The following is a 19,514-nucleotide window of genomic DNA, read 5'->3' as shown; positions in this document are numbered from 1 at the left end:
GGCCGACGGGCCCTCAGAGCGGAGTCTTCGCCGGCTGCCCGTAGTGGTCGGCGACGACCCGCGCCATCGCGCCGATGCGGTCGGCGCCGGCCTCCGAGGCGGCGAAGAAGGCATGTCCGCGCACCTCCGGGTGGCTGCGGGCGAGGGTGAGATGCCGGGAGAGCTCGGCCGGGTCCTGCCAGGCCGCGGGCTGCGCCGGGTCGCCCGCCTTGTACAGGGCCTCGCCCGCGTACAGCTCCACGCCGGTGCCTCTGGCCACCGCCGCCCACCAGGGCAGCAGGCGCGCGTAGTCGGCGGCGGCGAAGCCGATGTTCCAGTACAGCTGGGGACAGATGTAGTCCACCCAGCGCCGCCGGACCCATTTCCTGGTGTCGGCGTACAGGTCGTCGTACGTCTGGACGCCCGCCCGGGTCGGTGAGCCGAGCGGGTCGGTCGAGGCGTTGCGCCAGACGCCGAAGGGGCTGATCCCGAAGCGGACCCCGGGGCGGGCCTTCTTGATGCCGGCGGCCATCTCCAGCACCAGCCGGTCGATGTTGTCGCGCCGCCAGGCCGCCCGGTCCGGGAAGCCCGCGCCGTGCTCGGCGTAGGCCGCGTCGTCGTCGAAGCGCTCGCCGCGCACCGGGTACGGATAGAAGTAGTCGTCCCAGTGCACGCCGTCGACCGGGTAGCGGCGGACCGCGTCGAGCATCGCGGCGCGGACGAACGTGCGGACCGGGGGCAGTCCCGGGTTGTAGTAGAGCTTCCCGCCATGACGCACGGTCCAGTCCGGGTGCAGCCGCGCGGGGTGCGAGGGGGCGAGCCTGCCGGGGTCCGGCTGCCCCGAGACGCGGTACGGGTTGAACCAGGCGTGCAGTTCCAGGCCGCGCGCGTGGGCCTCCCGTACGGCGGTGCCCAGCGGGTCCCAGCCGGGGTCCTTGCCCTGGACGCCGGTCAGATAGCGGGACCACGGCTCGTACGGTGAGGGCCAGAGCGCGTCGGCGGCAGGGCGGACCTGGAAGAACACGGCGTTGAGGCGCAGGCGTGCCGCCGTGTCGAGCAGGTCGAGCAGTTCGGCGCGCTGGCGGGCGGGGCTCAGTCCCGTACGGGAGGGCCAGTCGCGGTTCGAGGCGGTCGCGAGCCACATGCCCCGCATGGCGCGCGGGGCCGCCGCCCGGCGCGGTGCGGCCGTGTTCTGGGCGGCCGCGGCGTCCCCCGCCGTGCCAAGACCCGACAGCGTCGCGAGCGCGGCCGCCGCGAACGCCCGGCGTGGCAGTCGACCCATGTTCGCACCCCTCACGTCACGCGTTTCTCCGGTCACGGAACGTATCGGGACTCAGCATGCACCACCCCGACGATCGATCATCGATACTTGGGGGTAACGTGCACGTTCGGAGCAGGGACCGAACAACGGATGACCTGCCAGGCCGTGCGGATCAGCTAAGGGGACGATGTGACCGACATCGAACGCGTCGGAGTGGTGGGCTGCGGCCAGATGGGAGCGGGCATCGCCGAGGTGTGCGCCCGCTCCGGACTCGACGTCAAGGTCGCCGAGACCACCGGAGAAGCCCTGGAGATCGGCCGGACCCGGCTCTTCTCCTCCCTGTCCAAGGCCGCCGAGCGCGGAAAGATCTCCGCCGACGAGCTCAAGGCCACCCAGGACCGGCTGAGCTTCACCACGGACCTCGGCGAGTTCGCCGACCGCGACCTGGTGATCGAGGCCGTCGTCGAGAACGAGCAGGTGAAGACCGAGATCTTCCAGGTGCTCGACCAGGTGGTGACCCGGCCGGACGCGATCCTGGCCTCCAACACCTCCTCGATCCCGCTGGTGAAGCTGGCCGTCGCGACCTCGCGTCCCGACCAGGTCATCGGCATCCACTTCTTCAACCCGGCCCCGGTGCAGCAGCTCGTCGAGCTGATCCCGGCGCTGACCACGTCCGAGGGCACCATCGGCCGCGCCCAGCTGTTCGCCGAGAAGGCGCTCGGCAAGCACGCGATCCGCGCCCAGGACCGCTCGGGCTTCGTCGTCAACGCGCTGCTGATCCCGTATCTGCTGTCCGCGATCCGGATGTTCGAGTCGGGCATCGCGAGCCGCGAGGACATCGACAACGGCATGGAGATGGGCTGCGCCCACCCGATGGGTCCGCTCAAGCTGTCGGACCTGATCGGTCTCGACACGGTGGCCTCGGTCGCGTACTCGATGTACGAGGAGTACAAGGAGCCGCTGTACGCCGCTCCCCCGCTGCTCCAGCGCATGGTCGACGCCGGCCGCCTGGGCCGCAAGTCCGGCTCGGGGTTCTACAGCTACGGCTGATCCGGTCGGACACCGGCTGAACACCCGCTCCGCTGAACGGAGTTCGCACGGGCCCGGCGCCTTTCACGGCGCCGGGCCCGCGCTGTTCACACGCCGTGTGCGCGGCGGGCCCGCATATGCCCGGCGCACACGCTCCCCACGCGCCCACCAGGCGAGTTGACTTTCCGTACACGGGCACAGGGATGTGCCGACCACGGAAAGGAGCGGACTCGTGACCGCCGACCTTGAGCATCCCGCGGCACCGAAGGAGATCGCGGAGTTACGCCGGTCGCTCGAAGTGGGGTTCACCCGCATCGAGGGCGGACTGGCGCTGCTCACCCAGCGCGACGACCAGACGGCCAAGGATCTGGACGACCTCAGCACCCGGATCGTCGCCCTCGAACACACCCGCTGGCCCCTGCCCACCGTCGCCGTCGTCGCGGCCGTGGGCGCACTGGCCGTGGCGGTCTGGCAGGCCCTCGGTCACTAGGCCGGGAACGGCGGGCCCGTCAGGGCAACACGTCCTGCCCGAGCCTGAGATGGTGCAGCAGGAGCAGTGCGGCCGCCATGCCGGCGGCCGGGACCTCGCCACGGGCGACCATGTCGGGGACGAGCTTCAGGGGTACCCACTCCCGGCGGTCGGACTCGAAGTCGTCCACGGGGTGTCCGATGTAGGCGCCCTCGTCCGCCCAGTAGACGTGATGCCGGGCGTCGGTGAGCCCGTTGGAGGGCTCGACACTCATCAGATGCCTGAGGGGTCCCGGCCGCCACCCGGTCTCCTCCTCCAGTTCGCGGGCCGCCGCCACGGCGATGTCCTCGCCGTCCTCCACGACGCCCGCCGGGAGCTCCCATCCCCAGCTGTCGGTGATGAAGCGGTGCCGCCACAGGAGCAGCACCTCGTTGGCGTCGTTCACCACCGTGGCCACGGCGACGGGCCGCAGCCGTATCAGGAAGTGATCGAGATGCCGCCCGTCCGGTAGCTCCACGTCCGCGAGATTGACGCTGAACCAGCGGTTTTCATACACAGTTTGTTCGTTCTGTTTCGTCCACTGCACGGTTCTGCCACCTTCCGCCGAGTGATGGCAATATCGCAGCAGCGGCTTCCCGACAGCAGGGCTCACTGGGGTCGGTGCGCAGCACGGTGGCGGTGAACGAAGAAAGCGCCTGACACCCCTACAGCGGTACGCGCAGTGCGCCGTCGATGAGTTCGGCGGCCTCGCTCGTCCCCGCGCAGCCGCTGCGCACCAGGTGTTCGCGGACCGCGCGGAGTCTGTCGCGCAGCCGCTGGGACTCCATCCCCCGGGCCTGCTCCGCCATCTGCACGGCCGTCGCCACCGCCTTGTCGGCGTTGCCCTGGCGCAGTTCGATCTGGCTGAGCATGGCCAGCCGGTGCACCCGCCCCCGGTCGTGCGCCGGAGTGTCGACCGCGGCCGTGGCGTGCTCGGCCGCGGCCACCAGGTCACCGAGGCTGAGCAGCGCCTCCGCCACCTGTACGTTGACCAGTCCAGGCTGGACATAGCCGGTCTCGTCGGGTTCGTGACCGCGCCGGATGCGCTCGGCGGCCTGCTCCGCACGCCGTATGCAGGACAGGGCACTGCTGCCGTCGCCGAGGTGCGCGTACGCCTTGGCCTGCATCGCGTACAGGTCGGAGGCGAGCGCGGGGGTGATCTGGCGCCCCGCCGCACGCAGCGCGGCCTCCGCGAAGGCGACCGCCTGCCGGTACTCGCGCATGAACAGCGACTGGTTGACCAGCAGAGCTATGACATACGCCCCAAGTCCCCTGTCGTTGCTGGCCTTTGCCAGGCGCAGCGCCTGATGAAAGTAGCGCTGGGCGAGACCGTGCGCGTCGGAGTCGTACGCGCAGATGCCCGCGACGGCCACCAACCCGCCCGTCGCGCGGTGGAGTTGGCGGCCGGTGGCGTCGGTGTAACTGCCGCGCAGCAGGGGCGCGGTCTCGGAGTTGAGAAAGCCGACGATGCGGGTGCGGGTCGCTATCCCCCCGGCCTTGCGGTACATCTGCTCGTAGTGGGCCCGGGCCGCGCGCAGCATCTCGATGTCGGCCATGCTCACCTGGTGGCGGCCGCCGCGGGAGACGTCCACGTCCTCGGGCGGGTTCTCCCACTCCCACACGGGCATCACGGCGGGGGTTCCGGTGACGGCCGGGGCGCCGAGAAGGTGGGGGCGCTGCTGTTCGTCGGAGCGCCACAGGGCGGTGGCGCGTTCGACGAAGCCGGAGAGCGAGCCGGCGTGCGGGGTGGAGGGTTCACCGGGTACGCCGAGCCCGATGTCGTCGAGCGTGACGGGCCGGTGCAGCCGTACGGCGAGCACCTCGCAGATCAGGTCGGGCACCTGACCGCGCGGCCGCTGGCCCTTCAACCAGCGGGCCACGGCGGTGTGTTCGTAGCGCAGGGCGAGTCCGCGGGCCCGGCCCGCCTGGTTGACGTGGGCGGCGAGTCCCGCGTGGGAGATGCCCGCCTCGTCGAGGATCGCGTCGAGCAGGGTGTTGGGCTGCATGGGAGGCCCCCCGAGTGGCTCGTTGCCGACGGCGCCGGTCGTGCGGGCCACGCCCGACCGCACCAGAGAGAGTAGTGCGTCCCCTTTCACACGGGGTGTGATGGGAATGCCCGTATCCGCGCTGTACGCGCGCTGTCGCGGAGAGTTCCGTACCGATTGACTGAAATGCCTCGCAAGAGGCCGGCCGGGCCGCCGGCTCCCCCTCGTACAGTGCGGCGGCCCGCTCCGCGCCGTCCGCCCGGCCGCCTGTCCGACACTCCGAGGCCGGGCGGACGGCAGAGCCGGTCCGGCCGGGGGGCGACCGCGGGACTCCGGTCGTCCGGGCGGAGGTCCCGTGGCCGGTCGCCCCCGAACGCGGAGGAACGCGTGCCGCTCATCGGGGCACGTGCTGGGTCACCCGGCCCCGCTGCGGGGCCACAGGCCGGCGGTCGTTGTGCAGCACCAGGAGGGCCACGTCGTCGTCGGGCCGGCCGCCGGTGTGGCGCAGCAGACCGGTGAACACGGCGCGCAGGACGGCCTGCGGTACGACGGGCCCGTCCCGGACGGCCGCCGTGAGTGCCGGGAGCAGGGGGAAGAACCGCCCGCTCGCGTCCCGCGCGTCCTCGGCGCCGTCGGTGTGCAGGAACAGCCCCTCGCCGGGTCCGAGCCGCCCGCAGGGCTCGGCGGGAAGGCGGGCCGGCAGCGGGAACAGCCCGAGCGGCGGCAGCGGCTCGGTGTGCACGAGGGGCCGGACGCGGCCTCGGGCGAGCAGATAGGGCCAGGGGTGGCCGCAGTTGAGGGCGTGCACCTCGCCGTCCCGGCGAATCTCCAGCAGCAGGACGGTGACGAACTCCTCGGCCGCGTGGCTGTCGGGGTCGGGCCCGGCGACGGAGTGTCCGGCCCGGTCCCCCGCGCGCAGATGCCGGGCCAGCGCCCGTTCGAGGCGTCTGAGGACGCCGCCGAGTTCGGGTTCGTCGTGCGCGGCCTCGCGGAAGCTGCCGAGGACGGCGGCGACGGTCCCGATGGCACCCAGGCCGTGCCCGCGGACGTCCCCCATCACGACCCGCACGCCGTGTTCGGTGGCGATCGCCTCGTACAGATCGCCGCCGATGCTCGCGCCGTGGTCCGCGGAGAGCTGGGCCGCGGCGATGTCCAGCCCGTCGATGCGCGGTGGCAGGGGGCGCAGCAGGACGCTCTGCGCGGCGCCCGCGACCTTGCGGACCTGCCGGAGTTCGCGCAGCAGCGCTCTTCTGACGTGGAGTATCAGCCCGGCGCCGACGGCGAAGAAGACAGCGCTGGTGACCATGCGGGCGCCGAACCCGTGCTGCTGCGCGAGCGGGCAGGCCATCTTGTACGAGATCGCCAACGCGCCCCAGACCGCGGGCAGGCCGAGGTTCAGCGCCCGGCGCAACGGTGGCCGGCCGATGGCGCGCGGGACCCGGCGGCGAAGGCCCCGGCGGGTGCGGCGGCCGCAGTCCTCACGGGTGATCCCGGTGCGGGGTCGGCGGCCGCGCACGGCCCGGGCGAATCCGGCCCTCAGCCGGTCACTCCGGCGACGCGGCCCGAGGACCGCTCTGGCCGGGTTCCGCGAATGCGTCTGGAGCGTCGCCCTGCGGGGAGCCCCAGCCTTGATACGGATCATGCCGATTGGCCCCCCAATAGGCACTGACGGCGCAGACGGCCTCGGAGAGACCGCTCCGAATTCTGTCGAGCGTGCGGTCCGGGCGGGCCGGATCACCCGGACATGTCACCCGAATGAGTGAGGTGTCTTCGAACGACCGCATTTGTGCAGGCAGGGGCCGGGAAACACCTGGCGGGCCGGGGCCGACGGGGGCCGTCGGAGCTGGGCAGGCCCGGGTCGGCGGGGAGCGTCGGGGGCCGCCCTGGGGACCGTGCGCCTCGCGGCGGACGGTCCCCCGGGCTAGCCGGCGGGGCCTAGGCTCCGCGCAGCACCGCTCCCGTGCGCTCGGCGGCCAGCGCCACCGCCGCGTCGCGGGCCGCGGAGGCCTCGTCGACGGTCAGGGTGCGGTCGGCGGCACGGAACCGCAGCGCGTAGGCGAGGGACTTCTTGTCCGCGCCGAGCTGCTCGCTCTCGTACTCGTCGAACAGCCGGATGGACTCCAGGAGTTCACCCGCGCCCTCGTGCAGCGCCGCCTCGACGTCCGTGTGCGGGACACCCCTGTCGACGACCAGCGCGACGTCCTGCGTGGCGACCGGGAAGGTCGAGATCTTCGGGCCCTTGGGGTGGCCCGAGCTCGCCCGCTCCAGCGCGTCCAGGTCCAGCTCCATCGCACAGGTGCGCGCGGGCAGGCCCAGCGTCTTCAGGACACCGGGGTGCAGCTCACCGGCGTACCCGATGACCTGCTCCGTACCGTCCAGGACGACCGTGAGCTCGGCGCAGCGCCCCGGGTGCCACGGGCCGTACTGGCCGGAGCGGACGAGGAGTTCGGTCCCCGCCTCGCGGGCCAGGACGCGCGCGGCCTCGATCGCGTCGGCCCAGTCGGCCGGGCGGCCCTTGCCCCACCAGCCGGCCTGCTCGCGGGCGCCCGCGAGGACGACGGCGGCGTGCCGGGGCTGGGCGGGAAGCGCGGCCGTCAGGGAGGCGATCTCCTCGTCGGTGGGACGGCGGTCGACGGGCAGGCGCCCGGCGATCCGCAGTTCCTCCCGCGGGTGGAAGACCAGACCGGTCTCGAAGAGCGCCAGGTCGTGGCTGCCGCGGCCGTCGTTGCGGCGCAGGGCCTGGAGCAGGCCCGGCAGCAGCGTCGTACGGAGCGCGGGCTCCTCGTCGGAGAGGGGGTTGACCAGCGTGACGACCTTGCGCTTCGGGTCGTCGTCGGCGAGGCCCAACTGGTCGAAGACGTGGCTGCCGATGAACGGGTAGTTCGGCGCCTCGACGTATCCGGCGCCGGCCAGCGCGCGGCCCACCCGGCGGTGCAGCCGCTGCCGGTCGGTCAGGCCGAGGCCCGCCGGCGGCTTGGGCAGCGTGGAGGGCAGGTTCTCGTAGCCCTCAAGACGGATGACCTCTTCCGCGAGGTCGTTCGGGTCGGTCAGGTCGGGCCGCCAGGACGGCACGGTGACGATCAGCTCGTCCTGGCCGTAGACGTCGCAGCCGACCTGCTGGAGGCGGCGGACGACGGTCTCGCGGCCGTAGTCGACACCGGCCACCTTGTCCGGGTGGTTCGCCGGGATGGTGATGGTGTGCGGCGCGGACGGCGCGATCACCTCGGTGACCCCGGCGTCGGCGGTGCCGCCCGCGAGGAGCACGAGGAGGTCGACGGTCCGCTGGGCCGCGGCCGAGGTGGCCGCGGGGTCGGAGCCGCGCTCGAAGCGCTTGGACGCCTCGGAGGACAGCTTGTGCCGGCGGGCGGTGCGCGCGATGGAGATCGGGGCGAAGTGCGCGGCCTCGATGACGACCTCGGTGGTGGTGCCCTCGGTGTCGTCGATCTCGGTGTGGGCGCCGCCCATGACGCCCGCGAGGCCGATGGGGCCGCGGTCGTCGGTGATCACCAGGTCGCCGGCGTCGAGCGTGCGCTTGACGCCGTCGAGCGTGGTGAGCTTCTCGCCCTGCTCGGCCCGGCGCACGCCGATGGTGCCCTCGACCCGGCTCCGGTCGTAGGCGTGCAGCGGCTGACCCAGCTCCAGCATCACGTAGTTGGTGATGTCGACGGCGAGCGAGACCGGACGCATGCCGGCCTTCTGGAGCCGGCGGCGCAGCCAGATCGGGGACTGGGCGTCGGGGTCGAGACCGGTCACCGTGCGTGCGGTGAAGCGGTCGCAGCCCATCGGGTCGCTGATCCGCACCGGGTGGCCGAACGCGTTCGGGGCCGGTACGTCGAGCAGCGCGGGGTCGCGCAGCGGCAGGCCGTAGGCGATGGCGGCCTCGCGGGCCACACCGCGCATCGACAGCGCGTAACCGCGGTCGGGGGTGACCGCGATGTCGAGGACCTCGTCGACGAGCTGGAGCAGCTCGATCGCGTCGGTGCCGGGCTCCATCTCCGGCGGCAGCACGATGATGCCGCCGGAGCCGTCGTCGCCCATGCCCAGCTCGTCGCCGGAGCAGATCATGCCGTGCGAGGTCTTGCCGTACGTCTTGCGCGCGGCGATCGCGAAATCACCCGGCAGGACGGCGCCGGGCAGGACCACGACGACCTTGTCCCCGACGGCGAAGTTGCGGGCGCCGCAGACGATCTCCTGGGGCTCACCGGTGCCGTTGGCGGAGCCGACGTCGACGGTGCAGAAGCGGATGGGCTTCTTGAACTCCGTCAGTTCCTCGATGGTGAGCACCTGGCCGACGACCAGGGGGCCCTTGAGGCCGGCACCGAGCTGCTCGACGGTCTCGACCTCGAGGCCTGCCGAAATGAGCTTGGCCTGGACGTCGCGGCCGGTCTCCGTCGCCGGCAGGTCGACGTACTCCCGCAGCCAAGAAAGCGGGACCCGCATCAGATCTCCATCCCGAACGGCCGGGTGAACCGGACGTCACCCTCGACCATGTCTCGCATGTCTTCAACGCTGTGACGGAACATCAGCATCCGCTCGATGCCGAACCCGAAGGCGAATCCGCTGTACTTCTCCGGGTCGACGCCACAGGCGACGAGCACCCGGGGGTTGACCATGCCGCAGCCGCCGAGCTCGATCCAGCCCTCGGAGGAGCAGGTCCGGCACGGGCGGTCGGGGTTGCCGACGGACTCGCCCTTGCAGACGTAGCAGAGCATGTCCATCTCGGCGGACGGCTCGGTGAAGGGGAAGTAGTTCGGGCGCAGCCGGGTCTTCATGTCCGAGCCGAAGAGCGACTGGACCATGTGGTCGAGAGTGCCCTTGAGGTCGGCCATGGTCAGGCCCTCGTCGACGGCCAGCAGCTCGATCTGGTGGAAGACCGGGGTGTGCGTGGCGTCGAGCTCGTCCGTGCGGTAGACGCGGCCGGGGCACACGACGTAGACGGGCGGCTCCCGGTCGAGCAGGGCGCGGGCCTGCACCGGCGAGGTGTGGGTGCGCAGCACGACACCGGACTCGTCGCCGTGGGTGCCCTCGGGGCCCTGGACGAAGAAGGTGTCCTGCATCTGCCGGGCCGGGTGGTCGGGCGTGAAGTTGAGGGCGTCGAAGTTGAACCACTCCGCCTCGACCTCGGGGCCCTCGGCGATCTCGTATCCCATGGACACGAAGACGTCCGCGACCCGCTCCATCATGGTGGTGAGCGGGTGCCGGGCGCCGGCCGGTACACGGTCGTGGGGCAGGGTGACGTCGACCGCCTCCTCGACCAGTACGCGGGCGTCCCGCTCGGTCTCCAGCTCGCCCTGGCGGGCGGCGAGGGCCTTGTTCACGGCGCCTCGGGCCTGGCCGACGAGCTTGCCGGCCGCGGCCTTGGCCTGCGGGGGCAGTGCGCCGATCTCGCGGTTGGCGAGGGCCAGCGGGGAGGTGCCGCCGGTGTGGGCGACCTTGGCCTCCTGGAGCGCGTCGAGGTCGCCGGCGGCGGCGAAGGCGGCGAGCGCCTCGTCCCGCATGCGCTCGATCTCTTCCGGTTTCAAGGCCTCGACCTCTACAGGGTCGTACGACTTATTAGGTGCCGACATCTCTTCCCGTGCTTCCGGTTGGCTGGCTGAGGGTCCCCGTCATCGACTCGGAGACGAATCGTCCGCAGATGCGTGGACGCAAAGGTGCCAAAGGCCGAGTCTAACGGGGGTGGGGGCCCGCCCAGGACTGGGCGTCCTCGCGGTGCTCCCGTGCGAAGGTGCCCGTGGGGGCCGGTGCGGCGTTACAGAAGATACGCCGGGGTGCCCACGGGCAGCGTAAATCGGAACTCGGCGCCCCCGCCGGGGGCGCGGCCGACCGTGATGGTGCCGCCGTGGGCCTCGACGATGCCCTTGACGATGTAGAGCCCGAGACCGGTGCCGCCGCGCTTGCTGCCCCGCCAGAAGCGGGTGAAGACGCGGTTCATGGACTCCTCCGGGATTCCGGTGCCCTCGTCGCTCACGGTGACCGACGTGACGGCGTTCGCCGTGCCCTCCTCGTCCGGCCGCTCGCGCGGGGAGGTGGAGGGTGCCACGTCGATGGTGACGGTTCCCTCGCCGTGGCGCACCGCATTTTCGATCAGGTTGCTGAGGACCTGGTCGACCTTGTCGGGGTCCGCCCAGAGCGCGGGCAGGGGCTGCTCGATGCGCAGCAGGAAGCGGTCGGCGGGCTGTCCTGAGGCGACGTAGGCCTGGATGTGGCGGCCGACGGCGGCTCCCATGTCGACGGGCTGGCGGCGCAGTTCCAGGCGCCCGGAGTCGATGCGGGAGATGTCGAGGAGCTCGGCGATGAGCCGGGTGACGCGGTTCGCGTCGGCGTCGACGGTCTCCAGCATCAGTTTCTTCTGGTCGTCGGTGAAGCGTTCCCATTTGGCGAGCAGGGTCGCGGTGAAGCCCTTGACGGAGGTGAGCGGGGAGCGCAGTTCATGGGCGACCGTGGCGATCAGCTCGGCGTGGCTGCGCTCGGTGCGGCGGCGGGCCTCGGTGTCGCGCAGACACACGACAACCCGGCGGACCGGTCCGGTGGGGTGGGTGCGCACATAGCGCGCGGAGACGAGGATCTCCCGGCCGCCGGGGAGCAGCAGGTTCCGTTCGGGCTGACCGTTGCGGATGGCGAGACCGCCGTAGGGGTCGGTCAGCTGCCACCAGCGGCGGCCTTCGAGGTCCTCCAGCGGGAGCGCCGCTTCGAGCCGACGTCCGAGGGCCTCGGCCGCGGGGACCGCGGTGATCCGGGCCGCGGCGGCGTTGAAGCAGACGACCCGGCCGCTCTCGTCGGCGACGACGATCCCGTCGGGCAGGTCGTCGGGGTCTATGCCGAGTCCGGAGCCGGCCGCGGCGGGGTCATCGAGCCGGGACGCGGACGTGCCGCGCGCGTCCCGCGCTCGCAGCGCGCTCTGGGCTCCGCCCGTGCCGACACTCATCCCCGTACCCCACCTCTCGTCTGGCGCAGAGGGCCCCCGGGCCCGTCACCCTACTAGCTGCCGGTGACGGAGCGGCACCCTGTGGAGGCGCGCTGTGCACGGGCTGACGCGTAGAGACATACGGCCGCGGCCGTGGCCAGGTTCAGGCTCTCGGCCTTTCCGTGGATCGGGACGCGCACGACGGCGTCGGCCAGCGCGCGGGTCTCCTCCGGAAGCCCCCAGGCCTCGTTGCCGAAGACCCAGGCGGTGGGGCCGCCCATGGTGCCCTTGTCGAGCTCGTCGTCGAGGTCGTCCTCGCCCGCGCCGTCGGCGGCGAGGATGCGGACGCCGGCGTCCTTGAGCCCGGACACGGCCTGTTCGACGGGCACGCCGACGGCGACGGGCAGATGGAACAGGGATCCGACGGAGGCGCGTACGGCCTTGGGGTTGTACAGGTCCACGGAGGCGTCGGTGAGGACGACGGCGTCGGCGCCCGCGGCGTCCGCGCAGCGCAGCACGGTCCCGGCGTTCCCGGGGTCGCGGACGTGGGCGAGGACGGCGACGAGCCGGGGCGCGGCCTTGAGGATGTCCTCGAAGGGGGTGTCGAGGAAGCGGCAGACGCCGACGAGGCCCTGCGGGGTGACGGTGGTCGAGATGTCGGCGATCACCTCTTCGTCGGCGAGGTACACCCGGGCGTCGGCCCGGCGGGCGTCGTCGATGATGTCGGCGTAGCGCTCCGCGGCCTCGACGGTGGCGAACAGTTCCACGAGGGTGGCGGCGCCGTCGGCGCGGTGGGCGGCGGCCTCCCGTACGGCCTGCGGCCCCTCGGCGAGGAACAGCCGCTCCTTGCCCCGGAAGTTCCGCCGGGCCAGCCGCCGCGCGGCGGAGACACGGGGAGAACGGGGCGAGATCAGCTCGGGGCTGGCGGAGGCCATGTTCTGGTTCACCTTCGGTATCTGTGCGGCCGGTATCCGTGCGGCTCGCATGGCAGCGGGGGTGACGGCAACCCCCTACGGGCGCGAGGAACCGCGCGATCAGCCCCCGCCCTGCGGCACCCGAACAGCCGGCCGCAGCGGCGTGAGCAGCAAAGGACCCGCAGGCGAACCTGCGGGTCCTTCAGTCACACCAGCCGAAGCCGGCGCAGCGTCACGCGGCCTTCGGCGCGTTGACGTCCGACGGCAGGGCCTTCTGCGCGACCTCGACGAGCGCGGCGAACGCGTTGGCGTCGTTGACGGCCAGCTCCGCGAGGATCTTGCGGTCCACCTCGATGTTGGCGGCCTTCAGACCCTGGATGAGGCGGTTGTACGTCATGCCGTTCTGGCGGGCCGCAGCGTTGATGCGCTGGATCCACAGCTGACGGAAGTCGCCCTTGCGCTTCTTGCGGTCGTTGTAGTTGTAGACCAGGGAGTGGGTGACCTGCTCCTTGGCCTTGCGGTACAGGCGCGAACGCTGGCCGCGGTAGCCCTTGGCCGCTTCGAGGATCGCCCGGCGCTTCTTGTGTGCGTTTACTGCCCGCTTGACGCGTGCCACTTTTAACTCCTTGTAGCGGGGCCGTGGTTGGACTCACACGACCCGAAATCGATGGGGTCCCGGAACGGACGTGCGGCGCCTGGGCGCCGGTACGTCACTTGCCGAGAAGCTTCTTGATCTTCGCGGCGTCGCCCGGGGCCATCTCGGCGGTGCCGGTGAGACGGCGCGTCACGCGGGACGACTTGTGCTCGAGCAGGTGGCGCTTGCCGGCGCGCTCACGGAGCACCTTGCCGGAGCCGGTGATCTTGAAGCGCTTGCTGGCACCGCTGTGCGACTTGTTCTTCGGCATAGCGCCGTTCTCTCCTCGTCAGTGGCGTTCCGGTGCCCGGTCGCGGGACCGGGCACGGGTGGAACGTCATATGTATCGGTTGACATCCCTGGGCGGGGGCCCTGGGATCAGGCCTCGGCTGACGCCTCGGCCGGGCTCTCGGCCGACTCGACCTCGCCGGACGTGCTCTCGATGTCGTCACCGTCGGCGGCGTCCTCCGCGGCGTTCTGCGAGCGACCCGGGTTGGCCTTCGCGTCCGCCTTGCGAGCGGCCTGAGCCTCGCGGGCCTCGGCCATCGCCTCGGTCTTCTTCTTGTGCGGACCGAGAACCATGATCATGTTTCGGCCGTCCTGCTTCGGGTTCGACTCGATGAACCCGAGATCCTCGACGTCCGTCGCGAGCCGCTGGAGCAGTCGGTAGCCGAGCTCCGGCCGGGACTGCTCGCGACCACGGAACATGATCGTGATCTTGACCTTGTCGCCCTGCTTGAGGAACCGGACGACGTGACCCTTTTTGGTGTCGTAGTCGTGCGGGTCGATCTTCGGCCGGAGCTTCATTTCCTTGATGACCGTGTGCGCCTGGTTCTTGCGCGCCTCACGGGCCTTCATGGCCGACTCGTACTTGAACTTCCCGTAGTCCATGAGCTTGCAGACGGGCGGGCGAGCGCTCGCCGCCACCTCGACCAGGTCGAGGTCGTACTCCTGAGCAAGCTCAAGGGCCTTGGCAAGCGGAACAATCCCGACCTGCTCGCCGCTGGGACCGACAAGTCGCACTTCGGGAACGCGAATCCGGTCGTTGATGCGGGGCTCGGTGCTGATGGATCCTCCTCGGTAGCACCACACGGCGGTCTGGCGGACAGCCGCGTATGTCTCTGATGACATGGTGACCAACCGCCGCGGGGCATGAAAAATGCCCCACGGGACACAGGCGGGGCTCCATAGCAACCGGAGCACCGCCGCGGTCTACCGCGGGGCGCGCACTCGGACGACTCCATCGTCCGTACGGAACGATGGCGGCCGCCTGACCGGATGACCCGCCGTCCCGGAGGACGGTCAGGTGGGAGATCGGAGCCTCCACTTGTGGGCCGGGCACATGGTGTCCGGCCGGTCGTTACACAAGGTTAGCAGTTCCGCCGGGTACGCGCTAACCGGAGGCCTCCTCACCGCCGCCCACCGAGCAGCGGCACCTCTCCCGGCAGGCCGGCACGACTCCCGTGGACGGGGGCACGCGCGCCGGGGCCTATCGTGTGAGGCATGAGTGACACCCCTCCCCAGAACCCCGACTTCGACACCATGACCCGCGACATCGCCGAGGTCCCCGCCGTCGAGGTCATCGTGACGGTCGCCGTGAACCTGATGAGCGCCGCCGCCGTGAAGCTCGGTCTCACCGAGGAGGGCGACGAGCACAAGGACCTGGACGAGGCGCGCAAGCTCGTCACCGCGCTCGCCGGTCTGCTCGACGCGAGCACGACCGAGATCAGCTCCTTCCACGCGGCACCGCTGCGCGACGGCCTGAAGTCCCTCCAGCTGGCCTTCCGCGAGGCGTCCCTCGTCCCGGACGAGCCGGGCCAGGGCCCCGGCGAGAAGTACACGGGCCCCGTCTACGGCTGACCCGAGCCCGTGCCCGTACGGACCGCCGTACGGACACGGACCCGCCCGCGCACCTATCCGCGTACGTACAGGGGCTCGCCCGGAGGCGTCGTCCCGGCCGGCAGCAGTGCCAGGTCGAGGCCGCGCACCAGGCGGGCCCTCAGTGTTTCGTCGGCCGCGAGCCGCTCGGCCACCGCGCGGGCGGTCTCGGCGGGGGCGGCCGACGGGTCGAGCACCAGCGCGAGGGTGCCGTCCGCCGGACCCGGGCCCAGATGCGCGCGGACCACCAGGGGATCGGCGGCGACCGCGGCCCGTACCGCCTCGATCACGGCGGGATCGGCGAGCGGATCGGCGGTCGTACGTCCCTCGGCGAGCGCCCGAAGCGCCGGTCCGGTCAGCTCGTAGGACACGGGCCCGGCCAGGTCCACCACGATCGTGTCGGCCTTCTCGTGCGCCGCGGCCTCCAGCACCTGGTTCAGGCGTACGGCCACGGGGCGGGCCTGCGGATCCCAGCGGGCCAGCGCGTCCGTGGAGGTGAAGGCGGGCAGGGCCGTGCGGTTCCCGGCCTTGAGCGTGGGGACCGCCATGTCGCTGGTCTTCTCCCGGCGCAGCCCGTTCTCGTCCTCCTCGACCTCGCCGAGGATCGCCACGACGGGGACGAGCAGCCGGGCACCGGTGAGCGCCTCCAGCACCGGCGGTACGGCGGCGCGGTCGGCGGACCAGGCCGCGAGCGCGGCGCTCAGCTCGGGGTCGGCCGATCCGTCGTCGTCGGAGAAGCCGGAGTCGGGAATGTTCTTGTTCGCCACGGTCCCCGACCCTATCGGGGGGATGCTGCTGCACTTGTGCGCCCCCTGAAACACGGGGCCGACGGGATTCACGCGTTTCTCAGCCTTCGCTGACACGGCTCTAACAAGCGTCTAACCGCGGGCACAGCCCGGCCGTCCAGCATCGCCGGATGGACCGTCACAGAGCACGCGGGCGTCGCGCCCGGCCCTCCCGGCGCACACCGCTCCTCTCCGTCGCGGTGGCCTCCGTCGTCCTGGTCGGCGCCACGGCGGCCGGCACCGTGTACATGAAGGCGCAGGCGCACGACGGCACCGCCGCCGTATCGTCGGCGGCGTCGGCGACGCCCTCTTCGTCACCGGCCGGGAGCGAGGAGGCATCGGTGGAACCTGCGGCGGAGCCCTCGGCGGACCGCGACGCGCTGCTCGCCGAGGCCCTGAAGTCGGTGACCGTGGCGGCCGGGGCGAGGACGTCGGTCGCCGTCCTCGACGTCGATTCCGGTGAGAGCGCCGCCCACGGTGACGCGGCCTTCGACACCGCGAGCATCGTCAAGGTGAACATCCTGGCCGCGCTGCTGCTCCAGGCGCAGGACGCGGACCGGCGTCTCACGGCGCCGGAGAAGACGTACGCCACCGCGATGATCGAGAACAGCGACAACGCGTCGGCGTCCGCGCTGTGGGCGTCGATCGGCCGCGCCGGCGGTCTGGACGCGGCGAACAAGCGCTTCGGACTCACCTCCACACAGGGCGGCGACGGCGAGCTGTGGGGGCTCACCCAGACCACGGCAGGCGATCAACTGACCCTGCTCCGGCAGGTGTTCGGGAAGGACTCCGAACTCACCGCGAGCTCGCGGTCCTACCTCCAGGGCCTCATGGGCGAGATCGAGACCGACCAGCGGTGGGGGGTGTCGGCCGCGGCCGACGGAACTCGATGCGCCCTGAAGAACGGGTGGTTGGCGCGCAGCACGACCGGGCTGTGGGACGTCAACAGCATCGGCCGGATCTCGGCGGACGGCCGCGAGTATCTGGTGGCGACCCTGTCGAACGGCAACTCCACGCAGGCGAAGGGTATTTCGCTGGTGGAGGCGGTGTCGAAGGCCGCGGTGTCCGTGTTCCGGGACACGGCGGAGGACTGAGACGGCTTCGCTTCACAGGGATCGCCGAGCGCCGAACGGCCCTTACCGCTAGGTGCGTTCGAAGGGGTTGGAGGGTCTGCGGCCGCGCCACAGGAACACCGCCGCCGTCAGCAGGGCCAGACCCAGCGCGCCCGCGAGGGGAGCGGCCCAGTCGGCCGTGCCGCCGCCGTCGTCGGGGGCGGCGGGGCCGGTGCCGAAGTACTTGTGGCCGTACTCGGCCGGCTTGAGGCCGTCCGGCCTGAGCCGGGCCGCCGCCTTGATGGCCGCCGCGGGGTCGACGAAGCCGAAGCCGCGGGAGTCGTCGCGGCCCCCGGAGGGCACGTTGCGCGCGGTGTCCTCCAGCAGCTTCTTGATCTGCGCCGGGGACAGTCCCGGGTGGGCCGCCTTGACGAGCGCGACCGCCCCGGAGACGAACGCGGACGCCGCGCTGGTGCCCCAGCCCTCGTAGTACCGGTCGTCCGGGTCGGCGATGACCACGTCGACGCCGGGGGCGCTGACGGTGGCGTACCAGCGGCGGGTGGAGAAGGACGCGTGGGTTCCGTAGCGGTCGACGGCGGTCGCCGCGATCACGCCCGGGTAGGCGGCCGGGTACGAGATGTGGTCGCCCTTCTCCCCGCCGTTGCCGGCCGAGGCGACGACGGCGACCCCCTTCTTCAGCGCGTACTGGACGGCCTCGTCCTCGGCGGGTTCGGGGTGGGCGGAGCTGGAGTCGTCGCCGAGGGAGAGGTTGATGACGTCGGCGCCGTGGTCGGTGGCCCAGCGGATGCCCTCCGCGAGCGCGTTGCCCCGGGTGGTGCGGGCCTTGGCGCGGGCCGGGTCCTTGTCCTCCAGGATGACGCGGACCGGCAGGATCGTCGCCTCAGGGGCGATGCCCATGACACCGTCGGCGTGGCCGGGACCGTGGCCGTGTCCGGCGATGATGCCCGCCATGGCGGTGCCGTGCCGGGCCCAGGACCGGTCACCGCGGCTCGCGCCGAAACCGACCATGTCCTTCTCGGCGAGCACATTGCCCTTGAGGTCCGGGTGCAGGGCGTCGACACCGGTGTCGAGGACGGCGACGGTGATGCCCTTGCCCTTGGTGGTGCGCCAGGCCTGCTGCGTGTGCATGGCGTCGAGGCCCCACTGCTGGGCACGTATGCCGTCGGCGTGCGCGGCGGTGGAGGGCACCAGCGCGAGGGAGGCGGCCAGGGCGGCGACGAGGACACCGGACCGGCGCGAGAGCCGGGGCCCGTTGGTCGTCGGGGCCTGGCGGCGAGGGACGCAGCCGGCGGGAGCCCGCGCTCCTTCGGACGCGGTCTCCTGGAACTGCCGGGTGCGGCCGTCGGGGCGGGTCATGACGGCTCCTCCGTGGACGAGCTGACGGTCTTGCGCAAGCCTCGCTCGACCCGGTCGGCGAGGCCCTTCGCCTCATGGCCGAGGCCCGCCTGGGCCGCGGCCGTGGTCGAGTCCGGCCGCATCGCGTCGGCCGCGGGCTGCGCGGCGGCGACCGTACGGCCGTCGGCGAACCCGGAGACCGCGAACACGACGACGGGGGCGTCCGTGAGGACGGACTCGGTCCAGGACGCGCGCTGTGCCGTGCCGAAACCCGCGGCGGCGGTGCCCTTGGCCGCGTACGGGAGGGGCAGCAGGTCGGTACGCCGGTCGAGGCCCTCCTTGCGGAAGCGGGCCTTCAGGGCGGTCATGCCCGCCGCGTCCGCCTTGGTGAACAGCAGGCCGACGGTGGTGACATGGCTGCGGGTCGCGTCCATGTAGGTGGCGCGCAGCAGACGCAGACAGCCGACGGGGGCGAGGGCCTGGCGCAGCAGCGGGTCGAAGGCGCCCTTGCAGCCGGTGTCGGGGGCGACGGCGATCCGCGTCCAGGTGCGGTCGGAACCGCCGGGGCCGGCACCCTCGCCGTGCACGGTCGGCGGGAAGAGCGCGTCCACGGGCACGCTGTGCCAGAGCTCCCCGGCCGTGGCGAAGGCGCCGGACGAACCGGGTCCGTCCGTGTCGTCGCCGGTGAGCCAACTCCCGGTCACCGCGCCGCCGATGAGCCCGAGCCCGAGAACGACACAGGCCGCGGCGGTCAGGACACGGGGCCGGGTTCCCCGGCGGAACGAGGACACCCGCCGGGTGTCGCCGCCGTACATCTCGGGCTCCGCGAACGACACGAAGGGACGCGTGGGCTCGGAGAGGCGTGGGGGCTCGGAGGGGTGTGAAGGTACCGACGGGTGCGCGGCCTCGGACGGCCGCTGCGGCGCGGTCGGGAGCGGCGGCCCGGTCGGGCGCGAGGGGCCGGAGGTACGCGGTGCCTCGAAGGTACGCGGTGCCTCGAAGGCACGCGGAGGCTCGGACGGGCGCTGCGGCCCGGTCGGGCGCGGGAGGCCGGCGGTACGCGAGGGCTCGGGCGGCTGCGCGGGGCTCGACGGCGGTGTGGGCTCGGGGAGCCGCGGTGCCTCGAAGGCACGCGGAGGCTCGGACGGGCGCTGCGGCCCGGTCGGGCGCAGGAGGCCGGCGGTACGCGAGGGCTCGGCGGGCTGCGCGGGGCTCGACGGCGGTGTGGG

Annotated in this window: 18 protein-coding genes; 4 read left to right on the top strand and 14 right to left on the bottom strand. The window is 72.2% G+C overall.

The window, feature by feature from the left end; all coding sequences use genetic code 11:
* Positions 1 to 13 precede the first annotated feature (13 nt).
* Entirely contained in the window at positions 14 to 1,261 is a 1,248-nt protein-coding gene (locus ACZ4AA_RS19150) for a glycoside hydrolase family 10-like protein (protein ID WP_467603003.1), read from the bottom strand.
* A 168-nt stretch (positions 1,262 to 1,429) separates the two neighbouring features.
* Here ACZ4AA_RS19150 and ACZ4AA_RS19145 point away from each other — a divergent pair, with 168 nt between their 5' ends.
* Positions 1,430 to 2,290, top strand: coding sequence for a 3-hydroxybutyryl-CoA dehydrogenase (locus ACZ4AA_RS19145; RefSeq protein WP_467602999.1), 861 nt, complete (start codon positions 1,430 to 1,432; stop codon positions 2,288 to 2,290).
* Positions 2,291 to 2,501: 211 nt separating this feature from the next.
* Positions 2,502 to 2,759 carry a hypothetical protein gene (locus tag ACZ4AA_RS19140; protein ID WP_467602995.1) on the top strand — a complete coding sequence of 86 codons (258 nt, stop codon included), beginning with the start codon at positions 2,502 to 2,504 and terminating at the stop codon, positions 2,757 to 2,759.
* A gap of 19 nt (positions 2,760 to 2,778) precedes the next feature.
* On the opposite strand, the gene ACZ4AA_RS19135 is transcribed toward ACZ4AA_RS19140, so the two are convergent.
* The 10 genes from ACZ4AA_RS19135 to infC all read right to left on the bottom strand — a co-directional run bounded on the left by ACZ4AA_RS19135 (position 2,779) and on the right by infC (position 14,306).
* Positions 2,779 to 3,324 (bottom strand): NUDIX hydrolase, encoded by a 546-nt coding sequence (locus ACZ4AA_RS19135; protein WP_467602992.1) that lies wholly within the window; start codon positions 3,322 to 3,324, stop codon positions 2,779 to 2,781.
* Between the two features lie 118 nt (positions 3,325 to 3,442).
* Entirely contained in the window at positions 3,443 to 4,783 is a 1,341-nt protein-coding gene (locus ACZ4AA_RS19130; RefSeq protein WP_467602989.1) for a transcriptional regulator, read from the bottom strand.
* A 373-nt stretch (positions 4,784 to 5,156) separates the two neighbouring features.
* Positions 5,157 to 6,110 (bottom strand): PP2C family protein-serine/threonine phosphatase, encoded by a 954-nt coding sequence (locus tag ACZ4AA_RS19125; protein ID WP_467603323.1) that lies wholly within the window; start codon positions 6,108 to 6,110, stop codon positions 5,157 to 5,159.
* A gap of 587 nt (positions 6,111 to 6,697) precedes the next feature.
* On the bottom strand, positions 6,698 to 9,202 hold the full coding sequence (gene pheT, locus ACZ4AA_RS19120) for a phenylalanine--tRNA ligase subunit beta (RefSeq protein ID WP_467602987.1): 2,505 nt from the start codon (positions 9,200 to 9,202) through the stop codon (positions 6,698 to 6,700).
* Positions 9,202 to 10,329 carry a phenylalanine--tRNA ligase subunit alpha gene (gene pheS, locus ACZ4AA_RS19115; protein WP_467602983.1) on the bottom strand — a complete coding sequence of 376 codons (1,128 nt, stop codon included), beginning with the start codon at positions 10,327 to 10,329 and terminating at the stop codon, positions 9,202 to 9,204. Before pheS ends, pheT begins: the two co-directional genes overlap by 1 nt.
* A gap of 182 nt (positions 10,330 to 10,511) precedes the next feature.
* Positions 10,512 to 11,687: a sensor histidine kinase gene (locus ACZ4AA_RS19110; RefSeq protein WP_467602979.1), complete on the bottom strand. Its 1,176-nt coding sequence runs from the start codon at positions 11,685 to 11,687 to the stop codon at positions 10,512 to 10,514.
* Between the two features lie 53 nt (positions 11,688 to 11,740).
* Positions 11,741 to 12,601, bottom strand: a complete 861-nt coding sequence (locus tag ACZ4AA_RS19105; protein ID WP_467602977.1) for a TrmH family RNA methyltransferase — start codon at positions 12,599 to 12,601, stop codon at positions 11,741 to 11,743.
* Between the two features lie 211 nt (positions 12,602 to 12,812).
* Positions 12,813 to 13,196: a 50S ribosomal protein L20 gene (rplT, locus tag ACZ4AA_RS19100; RefSeq protein WP_007457565.1), complete on the bottom strand. Its 384-nt coding sequence runs from the start codon at positions 13,194 to 13,196 to the stop codon at positions 12,813 to 12,815.
* A gap of 94 nt (positions 13,197 to 13,290) precedes the next feature.
* A complete protein-coding gene (rpmI, locus tag ACZ4AA_RS19095; protein WP_006374321.1) occupies positions 13,291 to 13,485 on the bottom strand; it encodes a 50S ribosomal protein L35 in 195 nt (64 codons plus the stop codon).
* 107 nt (positions 13,486 to 13,592) lie between these two features.
* Positions 13,593 to 14,306, bottom strand: coding sequence for a translation initiation factor IF-3 (gene infC / locus ACZ4AA_RS19090; protein WP_467603320.1), 714 nt, complete (start codon positions 14,304 to 14,306; stop codon positions 13,593 to 13,595).
* A 411-nt stretch (positions 14,307 to 14,717) separates the two neighbouring features.
* Between infC and ACZ4AA_RS19085 the strand changes: the two genes are divergently transcribed.
* Positions 14,718 to 15,074, top strand: coding sequence for a DUF1844 domain-containing protein (locus ACZ4AA_RS19085; protein WP_164371095.1), 357 nt, complete (start codon positions 14,718 to 14,720; stop codon positions 15,072 to 15,074).
* A gap of 53 nt (positions 15,075 to 15,127) precedes the next feature.
* Here the strand turns inward: ACZ4AA_RS19085 and ACZ4AA_RS19080 are convergent, their stop codons facing one another.
* Positions 15,128 to 15,859, bottom strand: a complete 732-nt coding sequence (locus ACZ4AA_RS19080) for an SseB family protein (RefSeq protein ID WP_467602967.1) — start codon at positions 15,857 to 15,859, stop codon at positions 15,128 to 15,130.
* A 149-nt stretch (positions 15,860 to 16,008) separates the two neighbouring features.
* On the opposite strand from ACZ4AA_RS19080, the gene ACZ4AA_RS19075 reads away from it, so the two are divergent.
* Positions 16,009 to 16,971, top strand: coding sequence for a serine hydrolase (locus ACZ4AA_RS19075; protein ID WP_467602964.1), 963 nt, complete (start codon positions 16,009 to 16,011; stop codon positions 16,969 to 16,971).
* A gap of 48 nt (positions 16,972 to 17,019) precedes the next feature.
* Here ACZ4AA_RS19075 and mycP read toward each other — a convergent pair whose 3' ends face one another.
* Together mycP and ACZ4AA_RS19065 are read right to left on the bottom strand one after the other, a co-directional pair.
* Positions 17,020 to 18,306, bottom strand: a complete 1,287-nt coding sequence (mycP, locus tag ACZ4AA_RS19070; protein WP_467602960.1) for a type VII secretion-associated serine protease mycosin — start codon at positions 18,304 to 18,306, stop codon at positions 17,020 to 17,022.
* A complete protein-coding gene (locus ACZ4AA_RS19065; protein ID WP_467602957.1) occupies positions 18,303 to 19,121 on the bottom strand; it encodes a hypothetical protein in 819 nt (272 codons plus the stop codon). Before ACZ4AA_RS19065 ends, mycP begins: the two co-directional genes overlap by 4 nt.
* Between the last annotated feature and the right edge of the window lie 393 nt (positions 19,122 to 19,514).

The sequence above is a fragment of the Streptomyces sp. NPDC024698 genome (assembly GCF_055559015.1).
This window is presented reverse-complemented; position numbering and strand designations above follow the sequence as displayed.

Excerpts from the sequence above, each read along its gene's own strand:
- ACZ4AA_RS19150 (WP_467603003.1), bottom strand. The coding sequence starts at position 1,261 with ATGGGTCGACTGCCACGCCGGGCGTTCGCGGCGGCCGCGCTCGCGACG.
- ACZ4AA_RS19130 (WP_467602989.1), bottom strand. The coding sequence starts at position 4,783 with ATGCAGCCCAACACCCTGCTCGACGCGATCCTCGACGAGGCGGGCATC.
- ACZ4AA_RS19125 (WP_467603323.1), bottom strand. The coding sequence starts at position 6,110 with ATGGCCTGCCCGCTCGCGCAGCAGCACGGGTTCGGCGCCCGCATGGTC.
- pheT (WP_467602987.1), bottom strand. The coding sequence starts at position 9,202 with ATGCGGGTCCCGCTTTCTTGGCTGCGGGAGTACGTCGACCTGCCGGCG.
- pheS (WP_467602983.1), bottom strand. The coding sequence starts at position 10,329 with ATGTCGGCACCTAATAAGTCGTACGACCCTGTAGAGGTCGAGGCCTTG.
- ACZ4AA_RS19110 (WP_467602979.1), bottom strand. The coding sequence starts at position 11,687 with ATGAGTGTCGGCACGGGCGGAGCCCAGAGCGCGCTGCGAGCGCGGGAC.
- ACZ4AA_RS19105 (WP_467602977.1), bottom strand. The coding sequence starts at position 12,601 with ATGGCCTCCGCCAGCCCCGAGCTGATCTCGCCCCGTTCTCCCCGTGTC.
- rpmI (WP_006374321.1), bottom strand. The coding sequence starts at position 13,485 with ATGCCGAAGAACAAGTCGCACAGCGGTGCCAGCAAGCGCTTCAAGATC.
- ACZ4AA_RS19085 (WP_164371095.1), top strand. The coding sequence starts at position 14,718 with ATGAGTGACACCCCTCCCCAGAACCCCGACTTCGACACCATGACCCGC.
- ACZ4AA_RS19075 (WP_467602964.1), top strand. The coding sequence starts at position 16,009 with ATGGACCGTCACAGAGCACGCGGGCGTCGCGCCCGGCCCTCCCGGCGC.
- mycP (WP_467602960.1), bottom strand. The coding sequence starts at position 18,306 with ATGACCCGCCCCGACGGCCGCACCCGGCAGTTCCAGGAGACCGCGTCC.